Below are 19,674 nucleotides of genomic sequence, written 5' to 3'. Positions count from 1 at the left end.
CGGGATCGGACGTCCGGGCGCTGGCGCGGGCCGGCCGGCGGCCGTAGGGTCAGCCCGCGCCGGATCGGATGCGCGCGCCCGGGGGGATTTCAGAATGGACATGATCTGCACGACCGAGGACGCCGACGGCGTCTCCCGCTTCGAGGAGCGCGCCATCGCCCTCACGCCCGGCGACTTCGCGCCCCCCGCGCCGTCGATGCCGATCTCGGCCTCCGAGCCCGTTTCGGCCCTGCTGCACCTGGTGCTGCCGGCCGGCTGGACCGGCGCCCGCCACCCCACGCCGCGGCGGCAGATGGGCTACCTGCTGAAGGGCCGCGTGCGGGTCGAGACCGGCGACGGCGAGAGCCGGGAGTTCGGCGCCGGCGCGATCTGGCGGATGGAGGACACCGCCGGCTCGGGCCACCGCACCACCGTGCTGGGGGACGAGGACGTGCACATGGCCATCGTCCAGTTCTGACGCGCCCGGTTCCACGCGGCCCGGCGCGCGCGTCGCCCGCCCCGAGGCCCCGGGCCGACGGCGCCGCGCCGGCCCTGCGCCGCGGGCGCGCGGCCGGGCCCGGGCGCGCGGGTCGACGCGGCGCCTTCCTCCCTTGGCCGATCTTGCGGCATCGTGAGCGGCGGGGCGCCAAGGCCGCATTGCCCGCGGGCGTCGGAACGGATAACGAAAACCGCATGTCGATCTGGCCGAAATCCATCTGGGACTTCGCCAACCCCGCCCGCTTCATGCGGCTGAGCGGGGTTCTGCTGCCCTGGGTCTCCGTCGCCGCCGCCGCGGCGCTGATCTCCGGGCTGGTCTGGGGCTTCTTCTTCACCCCGGACGACTACCAGCAGGGCTCGACCGTCAAGATCATCTACATCCACGTCCCCGCGGCGACGCTGGCGATCAACGTCTACGCCTTCATGGGGATCATGAGCCTGATCTGGCTGATCCGCCGCCACCACGTCTCGGCGCTCGCCGCCAAGGCGGCCGCGCCCATCGGCGCGGGCATGACGCTCGCCGCCATCGTCACCGGCGCGCTCTGGGGCCAGCCGATGTGGGGCACCTGGTGGGCCTGGGATCCGCGGCTGACCGCCTTCCTGATCATGCTGTTCTTCTACGCCGGCTACATCGCGCTGTGGGCCGCGATCGAGGATCCCGACGCCGCCGCCGACCTGACCGCGGTGCTGTGCCTGGTGGGCTCGGTCTTCGCGATCGTGTCGCGCTACGCGGTGATCTTCTGGGCGCAGGGCCTGCACCAGGGCGCCTCGCTGTCGCTGGACCGGGAGACCAACGTCGCCGACGTGTTCTGGCGGCCGCTGGTGCTCAGCCTCGTCGGGTTCTTCCTGATGTTCCTCGCCCTCTTGCTGCTGCGCGTGCGGACCGAGATCCGCCTGCGCCGCGCCCGCGCGATCCGCCTCGCCGCCGGCGAAGGGCCCGCCCCCTCCGAGGAGGCCGCCTGATGCCCGCGCTCGGCGAGTACGCGCCCTACATCCTGGGCTCCTACCTCGGCACGCTGGCCATCGTGGCGGCTCTGGTGGGGGCCTCGATCCGCGCCTCCCGTCGCGCCCGCCGCGAGCTGGAGCGGCTGGAGGCCCGCCACCCCCGCCGCAGGAGCGCGCCATGACCGATCCCGCGCCGAAGCGCTCGCGCCTCTGGGCGCTGATCCCGCTGGTCGCCTTCCTGGCGCTGGCGGGCCTGTCCTGGTCCATGCTGGGCCGCGACCAGGACGCGCTGCCCTCCGCCCTGATCGAGAAGACGGTCCCCAAGACGGACCTCGCGAGCCTCCGCCCCGGCGAGCCGCGGCTGACGACCGAGCTGCTGAAGCGGCCCGGCGTGAAGCTGGTGAACATCTGGGCCAGCTGGTGCGGCCCCTGCCGGGTCGAGCATCCGGAGCTGATGAAGCTGCAGGCGATGGGCGTCGAGATCGACTCGATCAACTACAAGGACGACCGCGACGCGGCGCTGGGCTTCCTGCGGGAGCTGGGCGACCCCTTCGCCCATGTCGGCGCCGACACCACCGGCCGCGCGGGGATCGAGTGGGGCGTCTACGGCGTGCCCGAGACCTTCGTCGTCGATGGCGAGGGGCGCATCGTCTACAAGCACGTCGGCCCGATCCAGAACCACGACCTCGAGCGCAAGATCCTGCCCGCCCTGCGCGAGGCCGGCTGGGCCCCGACCGAGGGCTGACGCCCGGCGCGGCGGCCCCGCGGCCGCCGGCAGGCGAAGTCTAAATCCATCCTGCGAAATCCCGGTCCCGCGCCTCGTTGCGCCCGCCCCCGGCGTCACGCAACGATCACGGCCGACGGTGAGGACTGTCGCCATTGAAGGGCGCGGCCCTCCGGCCGCCATGCAACGAGGGAGCCCCCCATGGTCCAGCGCGTCGCCATCGTCCTCAAGGCCGCCGGCCCGGTCGATTTCTCGCCCGGGGGGCTCTCGATCCTCGACGTGTCGGGCCAGCCCACCGGCTCGCCCTCGCTCGGGATCGCGCCGGGCGCGCTGATCTGGAACGGCGGCGGGCGCACCACCAGCTTCCTGGGCGAGGATTTCCCGCCCCCGCCCAAGGACTTCGCGGGGGACCTGCCGCCGGAGTGGTACACGGCCGCCTTCGCCTCCTCCCCCGACAGCTTCTCGGTGGGCTGGAAGGGGACCGGAAACGCCGTCACCTGGACCTTCAAGAACGAGACCGCGCCCTCGGTCGACGACCTGCTGGGCGCCTCGACCCGCGCGCTGTTCGCGGGCCGGCAGGAGGTGGTGATCCTGCAGAAGGGCGGCGACGGCTTCGCGGACGTGACGCTCGACGTGGGCGGCGGCGGCGACCGGGTGGTCGGCTCGGGCGGCGACGACCGCTTCTTCGGCGGCAAGGGCGACGACGAGCTGTCGGGCGGCGGCGGGCGCGACCGGATCAAAGGCGGCGCCGGCGACGATCACCTGCGCGGCGACCAGCACCCCGGCGCGAAGATGCAGGGCAAGGCCGCCGACGACAAGCTGTGGGGCGGCGGCGGCGACGACGCGCTCGAGGGCGCCGGCGGGCGCGACTGGCTGATCGGCGGCTCCGGCGACGACATGCTGTTCGGCGGGGGCGGCAAGGACGTGATGATCGGCCAGGGCGGCCGGGACGAGCTGCGCGGCGGCGGCGGCGGCGACTCGCTGATCTCGTCGCTGGGGCGCAACGACCTGTGGGGCGGCGCCGGCGACGACAAGTTCTTCATGTCCGACGTCGCGGGGACTGGGAAGACCGTGATTCACGACTTCGGGCGCGGCGACAAGATCGGCTTCGACCGCGACGTCTACTACGAGACCGCCGACGACTTCCGCGACTTCGCCCAGCAGACCCGCAAGGGCGTGCTGTTCGAGACCGAGACCGGCCGGGTGCTGCTGAAGGGCGTGGTGGTGGACGAGATCCTCGACAACCAGATCACCGCGGTCGACGACGGCACGATCCCGTTCTTCTGAGAGCGCGCGGCTAAGCCGGAGCGCAGGGGCCGGCCGCCTTCGCCGGCCCGCAGGGGCCTCTGGCCGCCGCGTCGGGCGGAGGCCTCAGGCGTCTCCGCCGGCGCCGCCGTCCGTCCCGTGCTTCTTGATCAGCCCGAACTGGGAGATCACGAACAGGAAGGTGATGGCGGGGGAGGCGAAGGTCTTGAAGGTGACCCAGAACTCCTCGGTCTGGGTGCGCCAGACGACCTCGTTCACCACGGCCATGAACAGGAAGAACAGGGCCCAGCGCTTGGTCAGGATCATCCAGCCCGCGTCGCTCAACGGCATCGCGCCGCCGATCAGGTCCTTGAGGTAGCTGCGTCCGCGCAGCACCCCCCAGCCCAGCGCGCCGGCGAACAGCACGTTGATGATGGTCGGCTTCATCTTGATGAAGGTGGCGTCCTTCAGCCACAGCGTCAGGCCGCCGAAGACCACGACCACCACCGCCGTCACCACCGCCATGCGCGGCACGTCGCGGCTGAGCCACCACGACACGCCCAGCGCGCCGAGAATGGTGGGAATGAACACCGCGGTGGCCGTGAAGATGTCCGTGCGCTGGTAGATCACGAAGAACAGGACCAGCGGCCCGAACTCGAGCGCGGCCTTGACCAGGGGGTTCAGCGGCTTCGGCTGTATGTCCATGGATACGATCTAGCGGTTTGGAAAGGCGAGGTGAAGGCGGGGGACGGAGGTTTCCGGGCCGAGGCTCGGCATTTCACGCCGCGGGCGTGCGTATCGCGTCATCATGCCCCGCCTGCGCGGTGACCGATACGCGCCGCGGGGCGAGGCCGCCCCGTTCGGCGGAGAATCACCGGCCGGCCGGATGGCGCGGCGTCCGGGCCCGCGCGCGGCGGACCCGGGATGCGGAGGCGGCCCCCGCTCAGCGACGGCGCGAGCGCAGCAGGCCGACGACGTCGTAGACCTCGTCGATGATCGGGGCGGCGATGGCGTCGGCCTTCTCGGCGCCCTTCGCCAGCACCTGGTCGATATGGGCGGGGTCGGCGCTCAGCTCGCGCATCCGGCCGGCGATCGGGGCCAGGCTCTCGACCGCCAGTTCGGCGAGCGCGGGCTTGAACTCCGAGAACGGCTTGCCCGCCCACTCGCCCACCACCTGCTCGGCGGTGCGGTTCGACAGCGCCGCCATGATGCCCACGAGGTTCTTCGCCTCCGGCCGCTCGGCCAGGCCCTCGAGCGTCTCGGGCAGGGGCTCGGGGTCGGTGCGGGCCTTGCGGATCTTCTGGGCGATGGCGTCGGCGTCGTCGGTCAGGTTGATGCGGCTCATGTCGGACGCATCCGACTTCGACATCTTCTTGGAGCCGTCGCGCAGCGACATCACGCGGGTCGCCACGCCCTCGATCAGCGGCTCGGTCAGCGGGAAGAAACCGGGCTGGCCGTAGTCGAGGTTGAACTTGGTGGCGATGTCGCGGGTCAGCTCGAGGTGCTGCTTCTGGTCCTCGCCCACCGGCACGTGGGTCGCGCGGTAGGCCAGGATGTCGGCGGCCATCAGGACAGGGTAGGCGTAGAGGCCGACCGAGGCCGCCTCGCGGTTCTTGCCCGCCTTCTCCTTGAACTGGGTCATCCGGTTCATCCAGCCCACGCGCGCCACGCAGTTGAAGATCCAGGCCAGCTCGGCATGGGCCGGCACCTGGGACTGGTTGAACAGGATGGATTTCTCGGGGTCGAGGCCGCAGGCGATGAAGGCGCAGGCCAGCTCCCGGGTCGCGCGCTTCAGCTCGGCGGGGTCCGGGTTGATGGTCAGCGCGTGCATGTCGACCATGCAGTAGATCGTCTCGCCGCCCAGTTCGGCGGCCTCGTCCTGCATCTCGACGAAGCGCTTCACGGCGCCGAGGTAATTGCCCAGGTGCAGGTTGCCGGTGGGCTGAACGCCCGAGAACACGCGGCGCGGGTGAACGCGGCCTTCGGTCTCGGCGCCCTGCGCCTCTTGCGTCGGGTTCATATCTGCTGTCCTCCTGCGGCGGCGCGGGCCTTATGCGGCCGGCGACGGGAAAGGGTCAAGACGCCCGGGCGGGCGCGTGCGTCGCGCAGGTTCGCCGCGCCGCCCGAGTGAAGAGGTCAGATGTTCCAGTTTCCCCCGTTGCCGCCGGTCCTGCAGATCCACCGGCAGGTGGCCTTCGCCTTCGCCGCGGTCTTCATCGTGATCGAGCTGGTCTTCCAGCTCTCCGATTTCGGGCTGCTGGCGCCGAACCTGCGCTTCGAGGGCTACGCCCTGTTCTCGTTCTTCGATCCCTGGTTCGACCGGCTGCTGGCGGGCCAGCCCACGCCGCCCCGGCTGTGGTGGAGCTTCCTGAGCTACGCCTTCCTGCACGGGGGGATGGCGCACCTGGCGATGAACACCGCCGCCTTCCTGGGGCTGAGCCTGCTGGTGCTCAGGATCTTCGGCGTGCCGCTTTACCTTGCGTTCTTCGTGGCGACGGCGGTGGGCGGCTCGCTCGGCTACGGGCTCTTGTCCCATGCGGACGCGCCGATGGTGGGCGCCTCGGGCGTGGTGTTCGGGCTGATCGGGGTGCTGAAATACGCCGAGTTCGCTTTCATCACCCGCCGGCCGGGCAGCGGCTCGATGCGGGCCTTCCTGGGCTCGATCGGGGCGCTGGTGCTGATCAACGTGATCCTGGCGGTGGCGATGGGCGGGATGCTCGCCTGGCAGACCCACCTGGGCGGCTTCCTCGCCGGCTGGGTCGCGGCCTGGATCGTGGTGCCCAAGGCCTGAGGGCGCGCGGCCCGGGGCGGTCCCGGGCCCGGCGAGGCCGGGCGCCGGCCCCCGCGGCCTCAGCGTTTTCCGCCCCGGCGCATGGCGGCCTTCAGGTCGCCCACGACCACGCCCTTCAGCCCGATCGCCGCGGCCGCGTAGACCACGATCCCACCGACCACCAGCACGGCGAGCGCGAGGTAGCGCAGGCCCGGCGCCTCCAGCCAGGGGGCCAGCCCCTCGGCCAGGCCCCAGCAGGCGAGACCCATCAGGACCGAGGCGACGAGGATCCGCGGCGCGCGCTTGCGCAGGCGGGCGTCGGGGCGGGCCTCCTCGCCGAAGCGCAGGCGGGCGCCGCGCCACAGCAGGAAGAAGTTCGCCCAGGCCGCCAGCGTGGTCGCCAGCGCCGCCGATGCGAAGCCGATCACCGGCGCGAGGCCGATGGCGAAGGCCGCGTTCACCCCCAGCCCGACCAGGGCGTAGCGGAACGGCGTCTGCGTGTCCTCGCGCGCGAAGAACATCGGCTGGGCGATCTTCTGCAGCACGAAGGCCGGCAGGCCCGCGCCGTAGATCGCGACCGCCAGCGCGGTGGCCGCGACGTCCTCGGCCTCGAACGCGCCGCGCCCGAAGAGGACCGAGGCGAGCGGCCACGGCACCGCCACCAGCGCGGCGGTGGCGGGCAGGGTCAGGGCGAGCGCGAATTCGGTCGAGCGGCCCATCGCCTCGCGCGCGCCGGTCTCGTCGCCCGCGGACAGGCGGCGCGAGAGCTCGGGCAGCAGCACCACGCCGATCGCCACCCCGATCACCCCCAGCGGAAGCTGGTAGAGGCGGTCGGCGTAGTAGAGCCAGGCCACCGCCCCGTCGAAGAACGAGGCGACCTGCCGGCCCACCACCAGGTTGATCTGCATGACCCCGCCGGCGAGGGCGGCGGGAAAGGCGATGATCGCCAGCCGCTTCACCTCGGGGGTCAGGCGGGGCAGGCGCAGGCGCAGGGGCATCCCGGCGCGCGCCGCGGCGCGCCAGACGAGCGCCAGCTGCGCCACCCCCGCCAGCGCCGCGCCCCAGGAGGCGCAGAGCCCCTCGGCGTAGCCCGGCGGGTCGTTCGGGCCCTCCAGCCCCTCCAGCCAGCCGGCCTGGGCGCCGAACATGGCGCCGATCAGGATCACGTTCAGCAGCGTCGGCGCGGCGGCGGCGGCGGCGAAGCGGCCGACCGAGTTCAGCACGCCCGAGAACAGCGCCGCCAGCGAGATGAACAGGATGTAGGGGAAGGTGATGCGCCCGTATTCGACCGTCAGGTCGAAGCGCTGGTCCTCGGCGAAGCCGGAGGCGAGGGCGAAGACCAGGAACGGCATCGTCACCTGCGCGAGCGCCGTGACCAGCAGCAGCGCCGTGGTCAGGGCGGCCATCGCCTGCTCGGCGAAGTCCCGCGCGGCCTGCGCGCCCTCGCTCTCGTAGCGGCGGGCGAACATGGGGATGAAGGCGGTGTTGAAGGCGCCCTCGGCGAAGAAGCGCCGGAACAGGTTGGGCAGGGTGAAGGCGGCCACGAAGGCCTCGGCCGCGGGGCCGGCGCCGAGCGCCGCGGCGATCATCACGTCGCGCACCAGGCCCAGGATGCGGCTCGCCATCGTCCAGCCGCCCACGGTCGCGAAGCTGCGCATCAGGCGGGAGGCGGGGCGCTTCGCGCCCGCCGGGGCCGCGGGCCGGCCTTCGGCCGGGTCCGCGCCTTCGGCGCCGGGCGCGGTCGAGGCGGCGGAGCCGGGAGCGGACTCGGCGACGGACTCGGGGGCGGAGGACGCCGCCTTGGCGGCGTCCTCGTCGCGCGGATCGGTCATGGATCAGCCTTCGCCGTCGTCGGGCGCGGCGGCCTCGATGGCGGCGCGCAGACGGGTTTCGATGGTCTTCATCTTGCTCGCCGAGGTGATCTTCAGACCGAACAGGTCCTTGACGTAGAACACGTCCACCGCCTGCTCGCCGTAGGTCGCGATGATCGCGGAGTGGATCGAGATGTTGGCCGAGGCCAGCGCCCGCGTCAGGTCGTAGAGCAGCCCCACGCGGTCGCGGGTGTCGACCTCGATCACCGTGTAGATGTCGGACGAGTGGTTGTCGAAGGTCACGTGGGTCGCGACCTTGAACTTGCTCTCGCGCTTCTTGACCTTGCGCTTGGGCTTCAGCGCCTCGCGCGCCACCACCTCGCCCATCAGGGAGCGGCGGACCATGGTGCGCAGGCGATCCAGCCGCGCCGTCTCGTAGGTCGAGCCGTCGCCGTCCTGGATCCAGAACACCGAATGCGCGTAGCCGTCCGAGGTGGTGGTGATCCGCGCGTCCTTCACGTCCGCGCCCGCCAGCGCCAGCGCCCCGGCGAGGCGCGAGAACAGGCCCGGGTGGTCGGCCAGGTGGAAGCAGACGCGGGTGGCGTCGCGGCTCTCGTCCTGGGTGAAGTCGGCGCCGATGGCGGAGTCGTCCGAGCCGCACTCCCGTGCCAGGCGCGCGAAGATGCGCTGGGTCTCGGTGGTCGTGGACAGGAAGAACGGGGCGTAGTGGCGGTCGATCTCCGCCTCGATCTCGGCCTCGGTCCAGCCGTCCTCGACCAGCGCCGCGCGCAGCGCCTCCTGCGCCTCGCGCAGGCGGTCGACGCCCGAGATGCCCCCCGCGCCCCCGGTCAGCGCCTCGCGCGTGCGGCGGTGCAGGGTGCGCAGCAGCTGCGCCTTCCAGTTGTTCCACACGCCCGGGCCGACGGCCATGATATCGCAGGCCGTCAGCACCAGCAGCAGGTTCAGGCGGGAGGGGGTGCGAACCTCGTCCGCGAAGGCGCGCACGGTCACGGGATCGGAGATGTCGCGCTTCTGCGCCACGTCCGACATCAGCAGGTGATGGCGGATCAGCCAGCAGACGGTGTCGGTCTGCGCGTCATCGAGGCCGAGCCTCGGGCAGACCTCCCGCGCGATCTCCTCTCCGACCTCGGAGTGGTCGCGCTCCTGCCCCTTGCCGATGTCGTGCAGCAGCAGGGCCACGTAGAGCGAGGTGCGGTCCACCCCCTGTTCCAGGATGCCCGAGGCGACGGGCAGATCCTCGATCAGCTTGCCCCGCTCGATCCCGTTGAGGATCGAGACGGCGCGGATCGTGTGCTCGTCGACCGTGTAGTGATGATACATGTTGAACTGCATCATCGCGTGGATGCGGCCCCAGGCGGGGATGAAGGCGCCCAGCACGCCCAGCTCGTTCATCCGGCGCAGCGCCCGCTCCGGGTCGCCGCTGTCCACCAGCATGTGCAGGAAGATGCGGTTGGCGATCGGGTTCGCGCGCATCTCGTCGTCGATCAGGTCGAGGTTGGCCGCGATCATCCGCATGGCGTTGGGATGGATCAGCGCGCCGGTCCGCAGCCCCTCGTCGAAGATGCGCAGGATGTTGAGCGGATCGTCCACGATCACGCTCTCGTCCGGCATGGTGATGCGCCCGTCCAGAAGCTCGAACGGCCCGGTCGAGAAGCGCCCCCCCGCCCCGCGGAAGGCGCGCACGATGCCGCCCAGGCTGGGCCGCTTCTTGACGTGGCGCGCCTCCAGCGCGGCCAGGAACACGCGGGTCAGCTCCCCCACCGCGGTGGCGTGCTGGAAATAGCGCTGCATGAAGCGTTCGACCGCCGACTGGCCGGGGCGGTCCTCGAAGGTCAGGCGGCGGGCCACCTCGACCTGCATGTCGAAGCTCAGCTGCTCGTTCGCGCGGCCCGAGAGGTAGTGGAGGTGGCAGCGCACCGTCCACAGGAAGGCCTCGGCCTCGGAGAAGACCGCGACCTCGTCGGGGGAGAACACGCCCTTCTCCACCAGGTCCGAGGGCGAGCGGGCGTGGTAGAGGTACTTGGCGATCCACCAAAGGGTCTGCAGGTCGCGCAGGCCGCCCTTGCCCTCCTTCACGTTCGGCTCGACCACGTAGCGGGAGCCGCCGTGCCGCTGGTGGCGGGTGGCGCGCTCGTCCAGCTTCGCCTCCACGAACTCCGGCCCGGTGCGGGAGAAGAGTTCGTCCCACAGCCGGTCCTGCAGGTCGTCGGCCAGCTGGCGGTCGCCGGAGATGAAGCGCTGCTCCAGCAGGGCGGTGCGGATGGTGATGTCGGACTTGCCCAGGCGCAGGCAGTCGTCGGCGGTGCGGGTCGAGTGGCCGACCTTCATCCGCAGGTCCCACAGCAGGTAGAGGACGGATTCCACGAGGGACTCGACCCAGGGCGTCTGCTTCCAGTGGGTCAGGAACAGGAGGTCGACGTCCGAGTAGGGCGCCATCTCGAAGCGGCCGTAGCCGCCGACCGCCATCACCGCCAGCCGCTCGCCCGAGGTGGGGTTGGGGTTGGGGTGCAGCCAGCGCAGCCCGACCTCCAGCGCCAGGCGCACGACCTCGTCGGTCAGCCAGGCGATCGAGCGGGAGGCCGAGGCGCCCGACCAGGGATGGGCCTCCAGCGCCTCGCGGATCGCGTCGTGGCCGGCGTCGAGCGCCTCGCGCAGCGGCTCCGCGCAGGCGGCGCGGATCCCGTCGCGGCCGAGCCCCTCGGCCTGGGCCGCGGCGGCGACCTCGCTCAGCCGGACGAGAACCGCCGCCGGATCCAGGATCTCGGCGGCGGGACGGACCAGAAGGCCCCCCGCCCCGTCGCCCTCGTCCTCCGGCGAAGGCGGCGCCATGCGGACGCGCGTGGCGCCGCGGGCGGCCGCCGCCCTGGGGACGGCTGCGGGCTGAGGGGCGGGTTTTCTTGGGGCCATGATCTCTCGTCAGGAACCGGGCGCGGAAGGCATCGTCGCGGGTCCCACCACCTGCGGGCCGGACGCCGTCGGCGTCAACACGGCGAGAGCGCGCATGTTGCCGCCGTCCCGGGTCAGCTTCCACGGGCCGCCCAGGCCGCGGAACCCGCCGGGATCGGTGATCTCCTCGACGCCGAAGGGCCGGTCGTCGCCCGAGGCGCGCCCGGCGCGCATCATCTGCGCGGCGGCGGCGACGGCGTCGTAGCCCAGCCAGGCGAAGCGGCCCGGCGCCCGGCCGTAGGCGGCCTGGAAGCGCGCGGAGAAGTCCGCCATCGCCTGCGGGTCGAGCCCGGCGTAGAGCGCGTTCGACAGCGAGCTGTCCTTCTGCAGCTCGCGGTCGGCCATGCCGCCCAGGCCCAGCAGCGGGGCGCGGGTGCCGATCGAGTGATAGCGCATGAACGAGGCCGCGGCCTGCAGGCCCTGGCCTTCGTCGACCAGCAGCACGGTGGTGGCGCCGGAGCCGTCGAAGGCGGCCTTGTAGGCCTCCGAGGTGCTCTGGATGCCTTCGAAGCTGCGCGGGTAGGGCATGATCGGGCTCAGCGCGACGCCATGGCGGCCGGCGGCCTCCTCGGCGGCGGAGCGGGCGACGCGGCCCAGGGGCGACTCGGGGTAGTAGAGGCCGACGCCCGTCCAGCCCTTGTCCGCCGCGTGCGACAGGATCCGGTCCGCCTCGGAGGAGGCGAGCAGCCCCGCGACCCAGACGTTGCCGCCCCCCGCCGAGGGGGTGTTGGAGAAGGCCAGCACGTTCAGCCCGGCCGGGGCCACGGCCTCGCCCACCGCGTCGGCGTTGGCGCCGTAGAGCGGGCCGAGCACCAGCGCGTCGCCCGCGGCGGCTGCGGCCCGCGCGGCCGTGGCGGCGGTGGCGGCGTCGCCGGCGGTGTCGCGGACGTCGAGCGCGATCGCCTCGGCCGCGCCCTCGGCGAGGGCGAGGCGGGCGGCGGCCTCGATGTCGCGCGCGGCCGCCGCGGCGCCTCCGTCGGGCGCGGTCAGGGGCAGCAGCAGCGCCACGCGGGCGGGGCCCGAAAGGGTGACCTGCCCGCCCGCGCCCGGCTGCGGCCCGGAGGGCGCCTGGGCGGTCTGCGAGGGCGCGCGGGGCGCCGAGGCGCCGCGGTCGGAGTTCGAGCTGCAGGCGGCCAGCGCCGCGGCGGCGGTCAGCACGAAGGCCCTCGCCAGCGTCGCGCCGGCGCGGCCCGGCCGTCGCGCGGGGGCCTCGACCCGGGTCCGCCCGCGCGCATCCTTTGCGCGTCCTGCGTTGTGCTCGCGAAGCGCCTCGCCCATGTTCACCTCCTGCAATGGTCCGTTCGTCGGTGCGCCGCACGGGCGGCGGCCCGAGCGTCTGCGAGGAACTATGAGCGCGAACACGGGCGCAAGAAAGGCGAAGCTTCGGCGACGGGAGGACGTCGCGTCCGAAACCCCGGACGCCGGCGCCGGGGCCGTCGCCGAGGCTCCGGGCGGCGCTTCGACCGGCCGGCAGGGGGGCGCGACGGACGCCGGGCGCGGGCCGCTTCCGCCCGGTCTGCACCTCGTGGCCACGCCCATCGGAAACGCCGCCGACATAACCCTGCGCGCGCTCGACGTGCTCTCGCGCGCCGACGCGCTGGCGGCCGAGGACACCCGCAGCCTGCGCCGGCTGATGGAGATCCACGGCGTGCCGCTGCGGGGGCGGCCGCTGCTGGCCTACCACGACCGCAACGGCGACGCGGCGCGCCCTGCGATTCTTTCGCGGCTGGAAGCGGGCGAAAGCGTGGCGCTGGTCTCGGACGCGGGCACCCCGCTGATCGCGGATCCCGGCTACAAGCTGGCGCGCGACGCCGCGCGCGCGGGGCTGCCGGTGACGGCGGCGCCGGGGGCGAGCTCGGTGCTCGCCGCCCTCAGCCTCGCGGGCCTGCCCACGGACCGGTTCCTGTTCGCGGGCTTCCCCCCGCCCCGCAGCTCCGCCCGCCGCAGCTTCCTGGCCGAGCTCGCGCCGATCGCGGCCACGCTGGTGTTCCTCGAAAGCCCCCGCCGCGCGGCGGCCGCCCTGGCCGACATGGCCGAGGTCCTGGGCGCCGACCGCGAGGCCGCCCTGTGCCGGGAGCTGACCAAGCGCTTCGAGGAGGTGCGCCGCGCGCCGCTGAGCGAGCTTGCCGCCGCCCTGGCCGCGGAGGACGACCCCCGCGGCGAGGTGGTGCTGGTGATCGGCCCGCCGACCGCCTCCGCCCGCCCGGACGCCGAGGCGCTCGACGCCCTGATCGACGCGGCGCTCGAGACAGGCAGCCTGAAGGACGCGGTGCGCGAGGTGCAGGCCGCCACCGGCCTGCCCCGCAAGGAGGTCTACGCCCGGGCGCTGGAGCGGTCGCGCTAACCTTTCGGAAACCCTGCACGCGCTAAATCCGGGCCCAGCCGACGGAGACGCGCCATGAACCCGATTCCCGCCCTGCCCGCCGAAGACGCCTCCCACCGCCGTCGCCTGCGCGGCCGCACCGCCGGCCACATCGGCCGGTCGGCGGAGGAGCGGACGCTCAGGCGCTATCTCGCGGGGGGCTGGCGGCTCGCCGCGCGCAACTGGCGCGCCGGCCGCGTCCACGGCAACGGGGAGCTCGACCTGGTGCTGGTGCGCGACGGAACCTACGCCTTCGTCGAGGTGAAGTCGCGCCGCACGCTGCTGGAGGCCGGCGAAGCCGTGCGCCCCGCGCAGGTGCGCCGGCTGGAGATGGCGGCGCTGCATTTCCTCGACCGCGCCGGCGCCGCGGGCGCGGACATGCGCTTCGATCTCGCCGCCTTCGACCGGCACGGCCGCATGGAGATCGTCGAGAACGCCTTCTTCTGACCGGCCGCGCCCGCACTTTCTGCACCGGATCTTCCCGCGGCCGCCGCTCGCGCGAAAGCGATGGGCGCCGCCCCGTCCGATCGCCGGGGGCGCTTGACGCGGTCCGGAGCCGGGGCGACTGTCCCGCCCGCGCGACCCTCCGCGCGCCGGCCGGGAGACATTGGGCATGAGCCTTTCCGTGGCGATCCAGATGGATCCGATCCAGAACGTCGACATCGACGCGGACACCACCTTCCGCATGGCGGAGGAGGCGCAGGCCCGCGGCCACGAGCTTTTCTTCTACACCCCCGACCGTCTCGCCTGGGACGAGGGCCGGGTGACCGCCACCGGCTGGCCCCTGAAGGTGCGCCGCGAGCGTGGGAATCACTTCGAGCTGGGCGAGGCGCGCACCGTCGACCTCTCCACCCTCGACGTGGTCCTGCTCCGCCAGGATCCGCCCTTCGACATGTCCTACGTCACCAACACCCACATGCTCGAGCGGCTGAAGGGCTCGGCGCTGGTGATCAACGACCCGTTCTGGGTGCGCAACTGCCCCGAGAAGCTGCTGGTCCTCGACTTCGCCGACCTCTCGCCCGCCACGATGATCGCCCGCAGCCTCTCCGACCTGCGCGCCTTCAAGGAGCGGCACGGCGAGATCATCCTCAAGCCGCTCTACGGCAACGGCGGCGCGGGGGTGTTCCGCCTGCCGCAGTCGGACCGCAACCTCGCCTCGCTGCACGAGCTGTTCTGCGGCATCAACCGCGAGCCGCTGATCGCCCAGGCCTTCCTGCCGGCGGTCGAGAAGGGCGACAAGCGCGTGATCCTGATCGAGGGCGAGGCCGTCGGCGTGATCAACCGCGTGCCCCAGAAGGGCGAGACCCGCTCGAACATGCACGTCGGCGGCCGGGCGGAGAAATGCGCGCTCGACGACGCCGACCTCGAGATCGCCCGCCGCATCGGCCCGACCCTGCGCGAGCGGGGGCAGCTCTTCGTGGGCATCGACGTGATCGGCGGCAAGCTGACCGAGATCAACGTCACCTCCCCCACCGGCATGCAGGAGCTGGAGCGCTTCGACGGCGTCAACATCGCCGCGAAGTTCTGGGAGGCCGTCGAGGCCCGGCGCGCCGCCCAGACGCGCTGACGCCTCCGGGTTCCGGGCGCCCGGGCCCCGACCGTCGGCGCCCCAGCGACGGGGCCCGGCGAGAAGACCCGGTGGCCCGCCCCGGCCATCGGGCGCCCCTGCGGGGCGCCCGGCGCGGCGGAGCCGCGCCCGCGGCCTCGCTCTTCATCTTTCCGCCGTCCCCTTAACGCGCCCTTAACCACGCGCGCGCTGCCATGGCCGCCTTTCCCAAGGGGCGGAGCGGACCATGGTTTCCAGGTGCTACAGCGTGGCCTTCCAGGGCGTCGAGGCCTGCGAGATCGACGTGCAGTGCCAGCTCTCGGCCGGCACGCCCAGCTTCCAGATCGTCGGCCTGCCCGACAAGGCGGTGGCGGAATCGCGCGAACGGGTCCGCGCCGCCCTGACCGCGATGGGCGTGGCGATGCCCAGCAAGCGCGTGGTCATCAACCTCGCCCCCGCCGACATGCCCAAGGAAGGCGCGCATTTCGACCTGCCCATCGCCGTCGCCCTGCTGGCGGAGATGCAGATGATCCCCCCCGAGGAGGCCGCAGAGACCCTGGCCATGGGCGAGCTCGGCCTCGACGGCCGCATCGCCTCGGTCCCCGGCGTGCTGCCCGCGGCGGTGCAGGCGGCGGCCTCGGGCAAGACCCTGGTCTGCCCCCATGCCGACGGGCCCGAGGCGGCGATCGTCGACGCGGCCTCGATCGCGGCGCCCGAAAGCCTGGTGGCGCTGGTCAACCACATGACCGGCCGCCAGGCCCTGCCGCGACCGCAGGCCGCCGACCCGCGCGAGGACATGGCGACCCTCGACGACCTGCGCGAGGTGAAGGGCCAGGAGAAGGCGCGCCGCGCGCTCGAGATCGCGGCGGCCGGCGGGCACAACCTGCTGCTGATCGGCCCGCCCGGCGTGGGCAAGTCGATGCTCGCCAAGTGCCTGCCCGGGATCCTGCCGCCGATGTCGGCGCAGGAGGCGCTGGAGGTCAGCATGGTCCGCTCCGTCGCCCATGCCTTCGCCGACGCGGGCCTGGGCCGGGCGCGGCCCTTCGTGGACCCGCACCACTCCGCCTCCGCCGCCGCGCTGACCGGCGGCGGGCGCAAGGCGGGGCCGGGGGAGATCAGCCTCGCCCACAACGGGGTGCTGTTCCTCGACGAGATCGCGGAGTTCGAGGGGCGGGTGCTGGACCAGCTCCGCCAGCCGCTGGAGTCGGGCACGATCACCGTCAGCCGCGCCGCGGCGCATGTGCGCTATCCCTGCCGGGTGCAGCTGGTCGCGGCGATGAACCCCTGCCGCTGCGGGAACCTGGCGCTGCCGGGCAAGGCCTGCTCGCGCGCGCCGAAATGCGGCGCGGACTACCAGGCGAAGCTCTCGGGCCCGCTGCTCGACCGCATCGACCTGGTGGTGGAGACGCCCGCCACCCCCGCCGCCGAGCTGCACCGCCTTCCGAACGGCGAACCGAGCGCCGCGGTCGCCGAGCGCGTCGCCCGCGCCCGCCGCACCCAGGCCGAGCGCTACGAGCGCCTGGGCGCGGCCGTGCGCCTGAACGCGCAGGCGGAGGGCTCGGTGCTGGAGGCCGCGGCCGAGATGGACGCCGAGGCGCAGGAGCTGCTGGGCCGCGCGGCGGAGAAGCTGCAGCTGTCTGCCCGGGCCCATTCCCGCGCCATCCGCATCGCGCGAACCATCGCGGACCTGGAGGCGACGGCGCAGGTCCGCCGCCCGCACGTGGCCGAGGCGGTCAGTTATCGTCGGGCGTTGGCGGCGGCCTGAAACCGGGCCTCCCGATCCGGCCGCGCCGCCGGCGCCGGGGATCCGGCCGGGCGCCCGGCCCGAGCCGCCCGCTCCCGGTCGGCGGCCTCCCGCCCACCCTCCCCCGGCCGCCGACCGGGAGCGGGCGGCGGGCCGCGCGTCGGATCTGTCCGGGACGAGCGTCGCGGCCCGCCGCCGCCCCGCCGCCGTTCGCCGCCGCGCCCCCGCCCGGCGCGCCGGGGTGGGCGGGCGGGAGGCGTGCCGGGCGGGGGCGCGGCCTTCGCGCCGCCCCCCTCCGGCGGCTCTTCCGCCCCCCGCGGCCCCCATGCTATCGCCGTTCCCATGGCGAGCAGAGCGCAGGCGACCGACGCACCGAACCGCACCGCGGACCCCTCGGCGGGGGCCGCGGTGACGCCGATGATGGCCCAGTATCTCGAGATAAAGGGCCGCCATCCCGACAGCCTGCTGTTCTACCGCATGGGCGACTTCTACGAGCTGTTCTTCGAGGACGCCGTGCAGGCCGCCGCCGCCCTCGACATCGCCCTGACCAAGCGCGGCAAGCACCTGGGCGAAGACATCTCGATGTGCGGCGTGCCCGCCCACAGCCATGAAGGCTACCTCGCCCAGCTGATCCGCAAGGGCTTCCGGGTCGCCGTCTGCGAGCAGCTGGAAGACCCGGCCGAAGCGAAGAAGCGCGGCTACAAGGCGGTGGTGAAGCGCGACGTGGTGCGCCTCGTCACCCCCGGCACGCTGACCGAGGAGGCGCTGCTGGATGCGCGCCGCCACAACCACCTCGCGGCCTATGCCGAGATCCGCGGGGAGGGGGCGCTCGCCTGGCTCGACGTCTCCACCGGCGATTTCAACGTGGCCGCCTGCCCGCGCACGGCGCTGGGCCCGATGCTGGCGCGTCTCGCCCCCTCCGAGGTTCTGATCCCCGAGAGCGCCGACGACGACCGCGCGCTGGAGGCCCAGGTGGCCGAGACCGGCGCCGCCGCCACCCCCGTCTCTCGCGCCGCCTGGGACAGCGAGGGCGCCCGCCAGCGGCTGGAAAGACTGTTCGGAGTCAAGGCCCTGGACGCGTTCGGCGGTTTCTCCCGCGCGCAGCTCTCGGCCATGGGCGCGGCCATCGCCTATGTCGAGCTGACCCAGCGCGGCCAGCTTCCCCTGGTGAAACCCCCGGTGCAGGAGCCCGCCGGCGGCGCCATGCGCATCGACGCGGCCACCCGGCGGAACCTGGAGCTGACGCGCGCCATGTCGGGGGGGCGCGAGGGCTCGCTGCTGGCCGCCGTCGACCGCACCGTCACCGCCGCCGGCGCGCGCCTGCTGGAGACGCGGCTGTCGGCCCCCTCCACCGACCGGGCCGAGATCGCGGCCCGGCTCGACGCCGTGCAGGCGCTGGTCGAGGATCGCCGGCTGGCGCAGGACCTGCGCGACGCCCTGCGCCAGGCGCCGGAGATGGAGCGCGCGCTGACCCGCCTCGCGCTCGGCCGCGGCGGCCCGCGGGACCTGGGCGCGATCCGCGACGCGCTCGCCCAGGCCGCGCGCCTGGCCGAGCGGCTGGGGCAGGAGGATCTGCCCGAGCGCCTGCAGCTCGCCCGCCAGGGGCTGGAGGGGCACGAGGACCTGCAAATGGCGCTCGAGGACGCGCTGGTCGCCGAGCCCCCGTTCCTGATCCGCGACGGCGGCGCCATCGCGCCCGGCGCGGACGAGGAGCTGGACGAGGCGCGCGAGCTTCGCGACAAGGGCCGCGGCGTGATCGCCTCGCTGCAGGCGAAATACGCCGAGCAGGCCGGCGTCAACGCCCTGAAGATCAAGCACAACAACGTGCTGGGCTACTTCATCGAAGTCTCCGCCGCCCATGCCGACAAGCTGCTGAAGCCGCCCCATTCGGAGCATTTCATCCACCGCCAGACCATGGCCGGCGCGGTGCGCTTCACCACGGTCGAGCTCTCTGACCTCGAGGCGCGGATCCTCAACGCCGGCTCGCGCGCGCTGGAGGCGGAGAAGCGGATCTTCGAGGCGTTGCGCGAGCAGGCGCTGGCCGAGGCGCCTGCGCTCGCCGCCGCCGCCCGGGCGCTGGCCGAGCTCGACCTCGCCGCCGGCTTCGCCGAGATCGCGGTGGAGCTCGACTGGACCCGCCCGCAGGTGGAGCCCGGGCGCGCCTTCGTCATCGAGGGCGGGCGTCATCCGGTGGTCGAGCAGGCCCTGCGACGACAAGGCGAGAGCTTCGTCCCGAACGACTGCGACCTGAGCGCCGACGCGACGGGCGACGCCCCCGCGCTGCCGGTCTGGCTGCTGACCGGTCCCAACATGGCGGGCAAGTCGACCTACCTGCGCCAGAACGCGCTGATCGCGGCGCTGGCGCAGGCCGGGGCCTACGTGCCGGCCGCCCGCGCGCGCATCGGCGTGGTCGATCAGCTCTTCTCCCGCGTGGGCGCCGCGGACGACCTGGCGCGGGGCCGATCCACCTTCATGGTCGAGATGGTGGAGACCGCCGCGATCCTGAACCAGGCCGGTCCCGGCGCCCTGGTGATCCTCGACGAGATCGGGCGCGGGACGGCCACCTACGACGGCCTCTCGATCGCCTGGGCGACGCTCGAACACCTGCATGACGCGAACCGCTGCCGGACGCTGTTCGCCACGCATTATCATGAGCTTACGGCGCTCGCGGACCGGCTGAAGGGGCTGCGCTGCGCGACCATGGCGGTGCGCGAGTGGCAGGGCGACGTGATCTTCCTGCACGAGGTCCGGCCGGGCGCCGCGGACCGGTCCTACGGCGTTCAGGTCGCGCGCCTCGCAGGCCTGCCGCCGACGGTCATCGAGCGGGCGCGCGAGGTGCTCGACGCGCTCGAGGAAGGCGACCGGCAGGGGGGCGGCAAGGCCCGCGCGCTGGTCGACGACCTGCCCCTGTTCTCGGCCGCGCCGCCGCCCCGTCCGAAGCCGGTGGAGGCCGCGCCCTCGGCCGTCGAGGCGCGCCTCGCCCAGGCCGCGCCGGACGAGATGACCCCCCGGGAGGCTTTGGATCTTGTTTACGAACTCGCGGCGATGCTGCGTCGCGGCGAGGCGCCGGGCTGAGGCCTGAG

Annotated in this window: 16 protein-coding genes; 11 read left to right on the top strand and 5 right to left on the bottom strand. The window is 73.4% G+C overall.

Annotated elements, in window-relative coordinates:
- The first annotated feature begins 94 nt into the window (after positions 1-94).
- The 5 genes from P2H44_RS00760 to P2H44_RS00740 all read left to right on the top strand — a co-directional run bounded on the left by P2H44_RS00760 (position 95) and on the right by P2H44_RS00740 (position 3,433).
- Complete coding sequence (locus P2H44_RS00760; RefSeq protein WP_275761501.1) at positions 95-457, top strand: cupin domain-containing protein; 363 nt, start codon at positions 95-97, stop codon at positions 455-457.
- 215 nt (positions 458-672) lie between these two features.
- A complete protein-coding gene (gene ccmC / locus P2H44_RS00755) occupies positions 673-1,440 on the top strand; it encodes a heme ABC transporter permease CcmC (protein WP_275761500.1) in 768 nt (255 codons plus the stop codon).
- Positions 1,440-1,604, top strand: a complete 165-nt coding sequence (gene ccmD, locus P2H44_RS00750) for a heme exporter protein CcmD (RefSeq protein ID WP_275761499.1) — start codon at positions 1,440-1,442, stop codon at positions 1,602-1,604. The genes ccmC and ccmD overlap by 1 nt, the downstream gene beginning before the upstream one ends.
- On the top strand, positions 1,601-2,167 hold the full coding sequence (locus P2H44_RS00745) for a DsbE family thiol:disulfide interchange protein (protein ID WP_275761498.1): 567 nt from the start codon (positions 1,601-1,603) through the stop codon (positions 2,165-2,167). Before ccmD ends, P2H44_RS00745 begins: the two co-directional genes overlap by 4 nt.
- Before the next feature lie 180 nt (positions 2,168-2,347).
- On the top strand, positions 2,348-3,433 hold the full coding sequence (locus P2H44_RS00740; protein ID WP_275761497.1) for a calcium-binding protein: 1,086 nt from the start codon (positions 2,348-2,350) through the stop codon (positions 3,431-3,433).
- Positions 3,434-3,517: 84 nt separating this feature from the next.
- Here P2H44_RS00740 and P2H44_RS00735 read toward each other — a convergent pair whose 3' ends face one another.
- Together P2H44_RS00735 and trpS are read right to left on the bottom strand one after the other, a co-directional pair.
- A complete protein-coding gene (locus P2H44_RS00735) occupies positions 3,518-4,096 on the bottom strand; it encodes a septation protein A (protein WP_275761496.1) in 579 nt (192 codons plus the stop codon).
- 238 nt (positions 4,097-4,334) lie between these two features.
- Complete coding sequence (trpS, locus tag P2H44_RS00730; protein WP_275761495.1) at positions 4,335-5,411, bottom strand: tryptophan--tRNA ligase; 1,077 nt, start codon at positions 5,409-5,411, stop codon at positions 4,335-4,337.
- 120 nt (positions 5,412-5,531) lie between these two features.
- Here trpS and P2H44_RS00725 point away from each other — a divergent pair, with 120 nt between their 5' ends.
- Entirely contained in the window at positions 5,532-6,182 is a 651-nt protein-coding gene (locus P2H44_RS00725; RefSeq protein WP_275761494.1) for a rhomboid family intramembrane serine protease, read from the top strand.
- Positions 6,183-6,241: 59 nt separating this feature from the next.
- Here the strand turns inward: P2H44_RS00725 and murJ are convergent, their stop codons facing one another.
- The 3 genes from murJ to P2H44_RS00710 all read right to left on the bottom strand — a co-directional run bounded on the left by murJ (position 6,242) and on the right by P2H44_RS00710 (position 12,217).
- Positions 6,242-7,819, bottom strand: coding sequence for a murein biosynthesis integral membrane protein MurJ (murJ, locus tag P2H44_RS00720; protein ID WP_275762082.1), 1,578 nt, complete (start codon positions 7,817-7,819; stop codon positions 6,242-6,244).
- Between the two features lie 177 nt (positions 7,820-7,996).
- Positions 7,997-10,822 carry a [protein-PII] uridylyltransferase gene (locus P2H44_RS00715; protein ID WP_275761493.1) on the bottom strand — a complete coding sequence of 942 codons (2,826 nt, stop codon included), beginning with the start codon at positions 10,820-10,822 and terminating at the stop codon, positions 7,997-7,999.
- Between the two features lie 87 nt (positions 10,823-10,909).
- Positions 10,910-12,217, bottom strand: a complete 1,308-nt coding sequence (locus tag P2H44_RS00710) for a type 1 periplasmic-binding domain-containing protein (RefSeq protein ID WP_275761492.1) — start codon at positions 12,215-12,217, stop codon at positions 10,910-10,912.
- Positions 12,218-12,464: 247 nt separating this feature from the next.
- Between P2H44_RS00710 and rsmI the strand changes: the two genes are divergently transcribed.
- The 5 genes from rsmI to mutS all read left to right on the top strand — a co-directional run bounded on the left by rsmI (position 12,465) and on the right by mutS (position 19,666).
- Positions 12,465-13,283, top strand: coding sequence for a 16S rRNA (cytidine(1402)-2'-O)-methyltransferase (rsmI, locus tag P2H44_RS00705; protein WP_275761491.1), 819 nt, complete (start codon positions 12,465-12,467; stop codon positions 13,281-13,283).
- A gap of 54 nt (positions 13,284-13,337) precedes the next feature.
- Positions 13,338-13,748: a YraN family protein gene (locus P2H44_RS00700; RefSeq protein WP_275761490.1), complete on the top strand. Its 411-nt coding sequence runs from the start codon at positions 13,338-13,340 to the stop codon at positions 13,746-13,748.
- A gap of 166 nt (positions 13,749-13,914) precedes the next feature.
- The gene (gene gshB / locus P2H44_RS00695) at positions 13,915-14,868 is read left to right on the top strand and encodes a glutathione synthase (protein WP_275761489.1); all 954 of its coding nucleotides are present in this window, start codon (positions 13,915-13,917) and stop codon (positions 14,866-14,868) included.
- A 226-nt stretch (positions 14,869-15,094) separates the two neighbouring features.
- Positions 15,095-16,612 carry a YifB family Mg chelatase-like AAA ATPase gene (locus P2H44_RS00690; protein ID WP_275761488.1) on the top strand — a complete coding sequence of 506 codons (1,518 nt, stop codon included), beginning with the start codon at positions 15,095-15,097 and terminating at the stop codon, positions 16,610-16,612.
- A gap of 396 nt (positions 16,613-17,008) precedes the next feature.
- Positions 17,009-19,666, top strand: a complete 2,658-nt coding sequence (gene mutS, locus P2H44_RS00685) for a DNA mismatch repair protein MutS (RefSeq protein ID WP_275762081.1) — start codon at positions 17,009-17,011, stop codon at positions 19,664-19,666.
- Positions 19,667-19,674 lie beyond the last annotated feature (8 nt).

The organism is Albimonas marina (assembly GCF_029223255.1).
Classification (GTDB): Bacteria; Pseudomonadota; Alphaproteobacteria; order Rhodobacterales; family Rhodobacteraceae; genus Albimonas.
This window is presented reverse-complemented; position numbering and strand designations above follow the sequence as displayed.

Coding starts and splice junctions, on each gene's coding strand:
- mutS (WP_275762081.1), top strand. CDS start 17,009: ATGATGGCCCAGTATCTCGAGATAAAGGGCCGCCATCCCGACAGCCTG.
- P2H44_RS00710 (WP_275761492.1), bottom strand. CDS start 12,217: ATGGGCGAGGCGCTTCGCGAGCACAACGCAGGACGCGCAAAGGATGCG.
- P2H44_RS00715 (WP_275761493.1), bottom strand. CDS start 10,822: ATGGCGCCGCCTTCGCCGGAGGACGAGGGCGACGGGGCGGGGGGCCTT.
- murJ (WP_275762082.1), bottom strand. CDS start 7,819: ATGCGCAGCTTCGCGACCGTGGGCGGCTGGACGATGGCGAGCCGCATC.
- P2H44_RS00740 (WP_275761497.1), top strand. CDS start 2,348: ATGGTCCAGCGCGTCGCCATCGTCCTCAAGGCCGCCGGCCCGGTCGAT.
- P2H44_RS00690 (WP_275761488.1), top strand. CDS start 15,095: ATGGTTTCCAGGTGCTACAGCGTGGCCTTCCAGGGCGTCGAGGCCTGC.
- ccmD (WP_275761499.1), top strand. CDS start 1,440: ATGCCCGCGCTCGGCGAGTACGCGCCCTACATCCTGGGCTCCTACCTC.
- P2H44_RS00735 (WP_275761496.1), bottom strand. CDS start 4,096: ATGGACATACAGCCGAAGCCGCTGAACCCCCTGGTCAAGGCCGCGCTC.
- trpS (WP_275761495.1), bottom strand. CDS start 5,411: ATGAACCCGACGCAAGAGGCGCAGGGCGCCGAGACCGAAGGCCGCGTT.
- ccmC (WP_275761500.1), top strand. CDS start 673: ATGTCGATCTGGCCGAAATCCATCTGGGACTTCGCCAACCCCGCCCGC.
- P2H44_RS00760 (WP_275761501.1), top strand. CDS start 95: ATGGACATGATCTGCACGACCGAGGACGCCGACGGCGTCTCCCGCTTC.
- P2H44_RS00725 (WP_275761494.1), top strand. CDS start 5,532: ATGTTCCAGTTTCCCCCGTTGCCGCCGGTCCTGCAGATCCACCGGCAG.
- P2H44_RS00745 (WP_275761498.1), top strand. CDS start 1,601: ATGACCGATCCCGCGCCGAAGCGCTCGCGCCTCTGGGCGCTGATCCCG.
- P2H44_RS00700 (WP_275761490.1), top strand. CDS start 13,338: ATGAACCCGATTCCCGCCCTGCCCGCCGAAGACGCCTCCCACCGCCGT.
- gshB (WP_275761489.1), top strand. CDS start 13,915: ATGAGCCTTTCCGTGGCGATCCAGATGGATCCGATCCAGAACGTCGAC.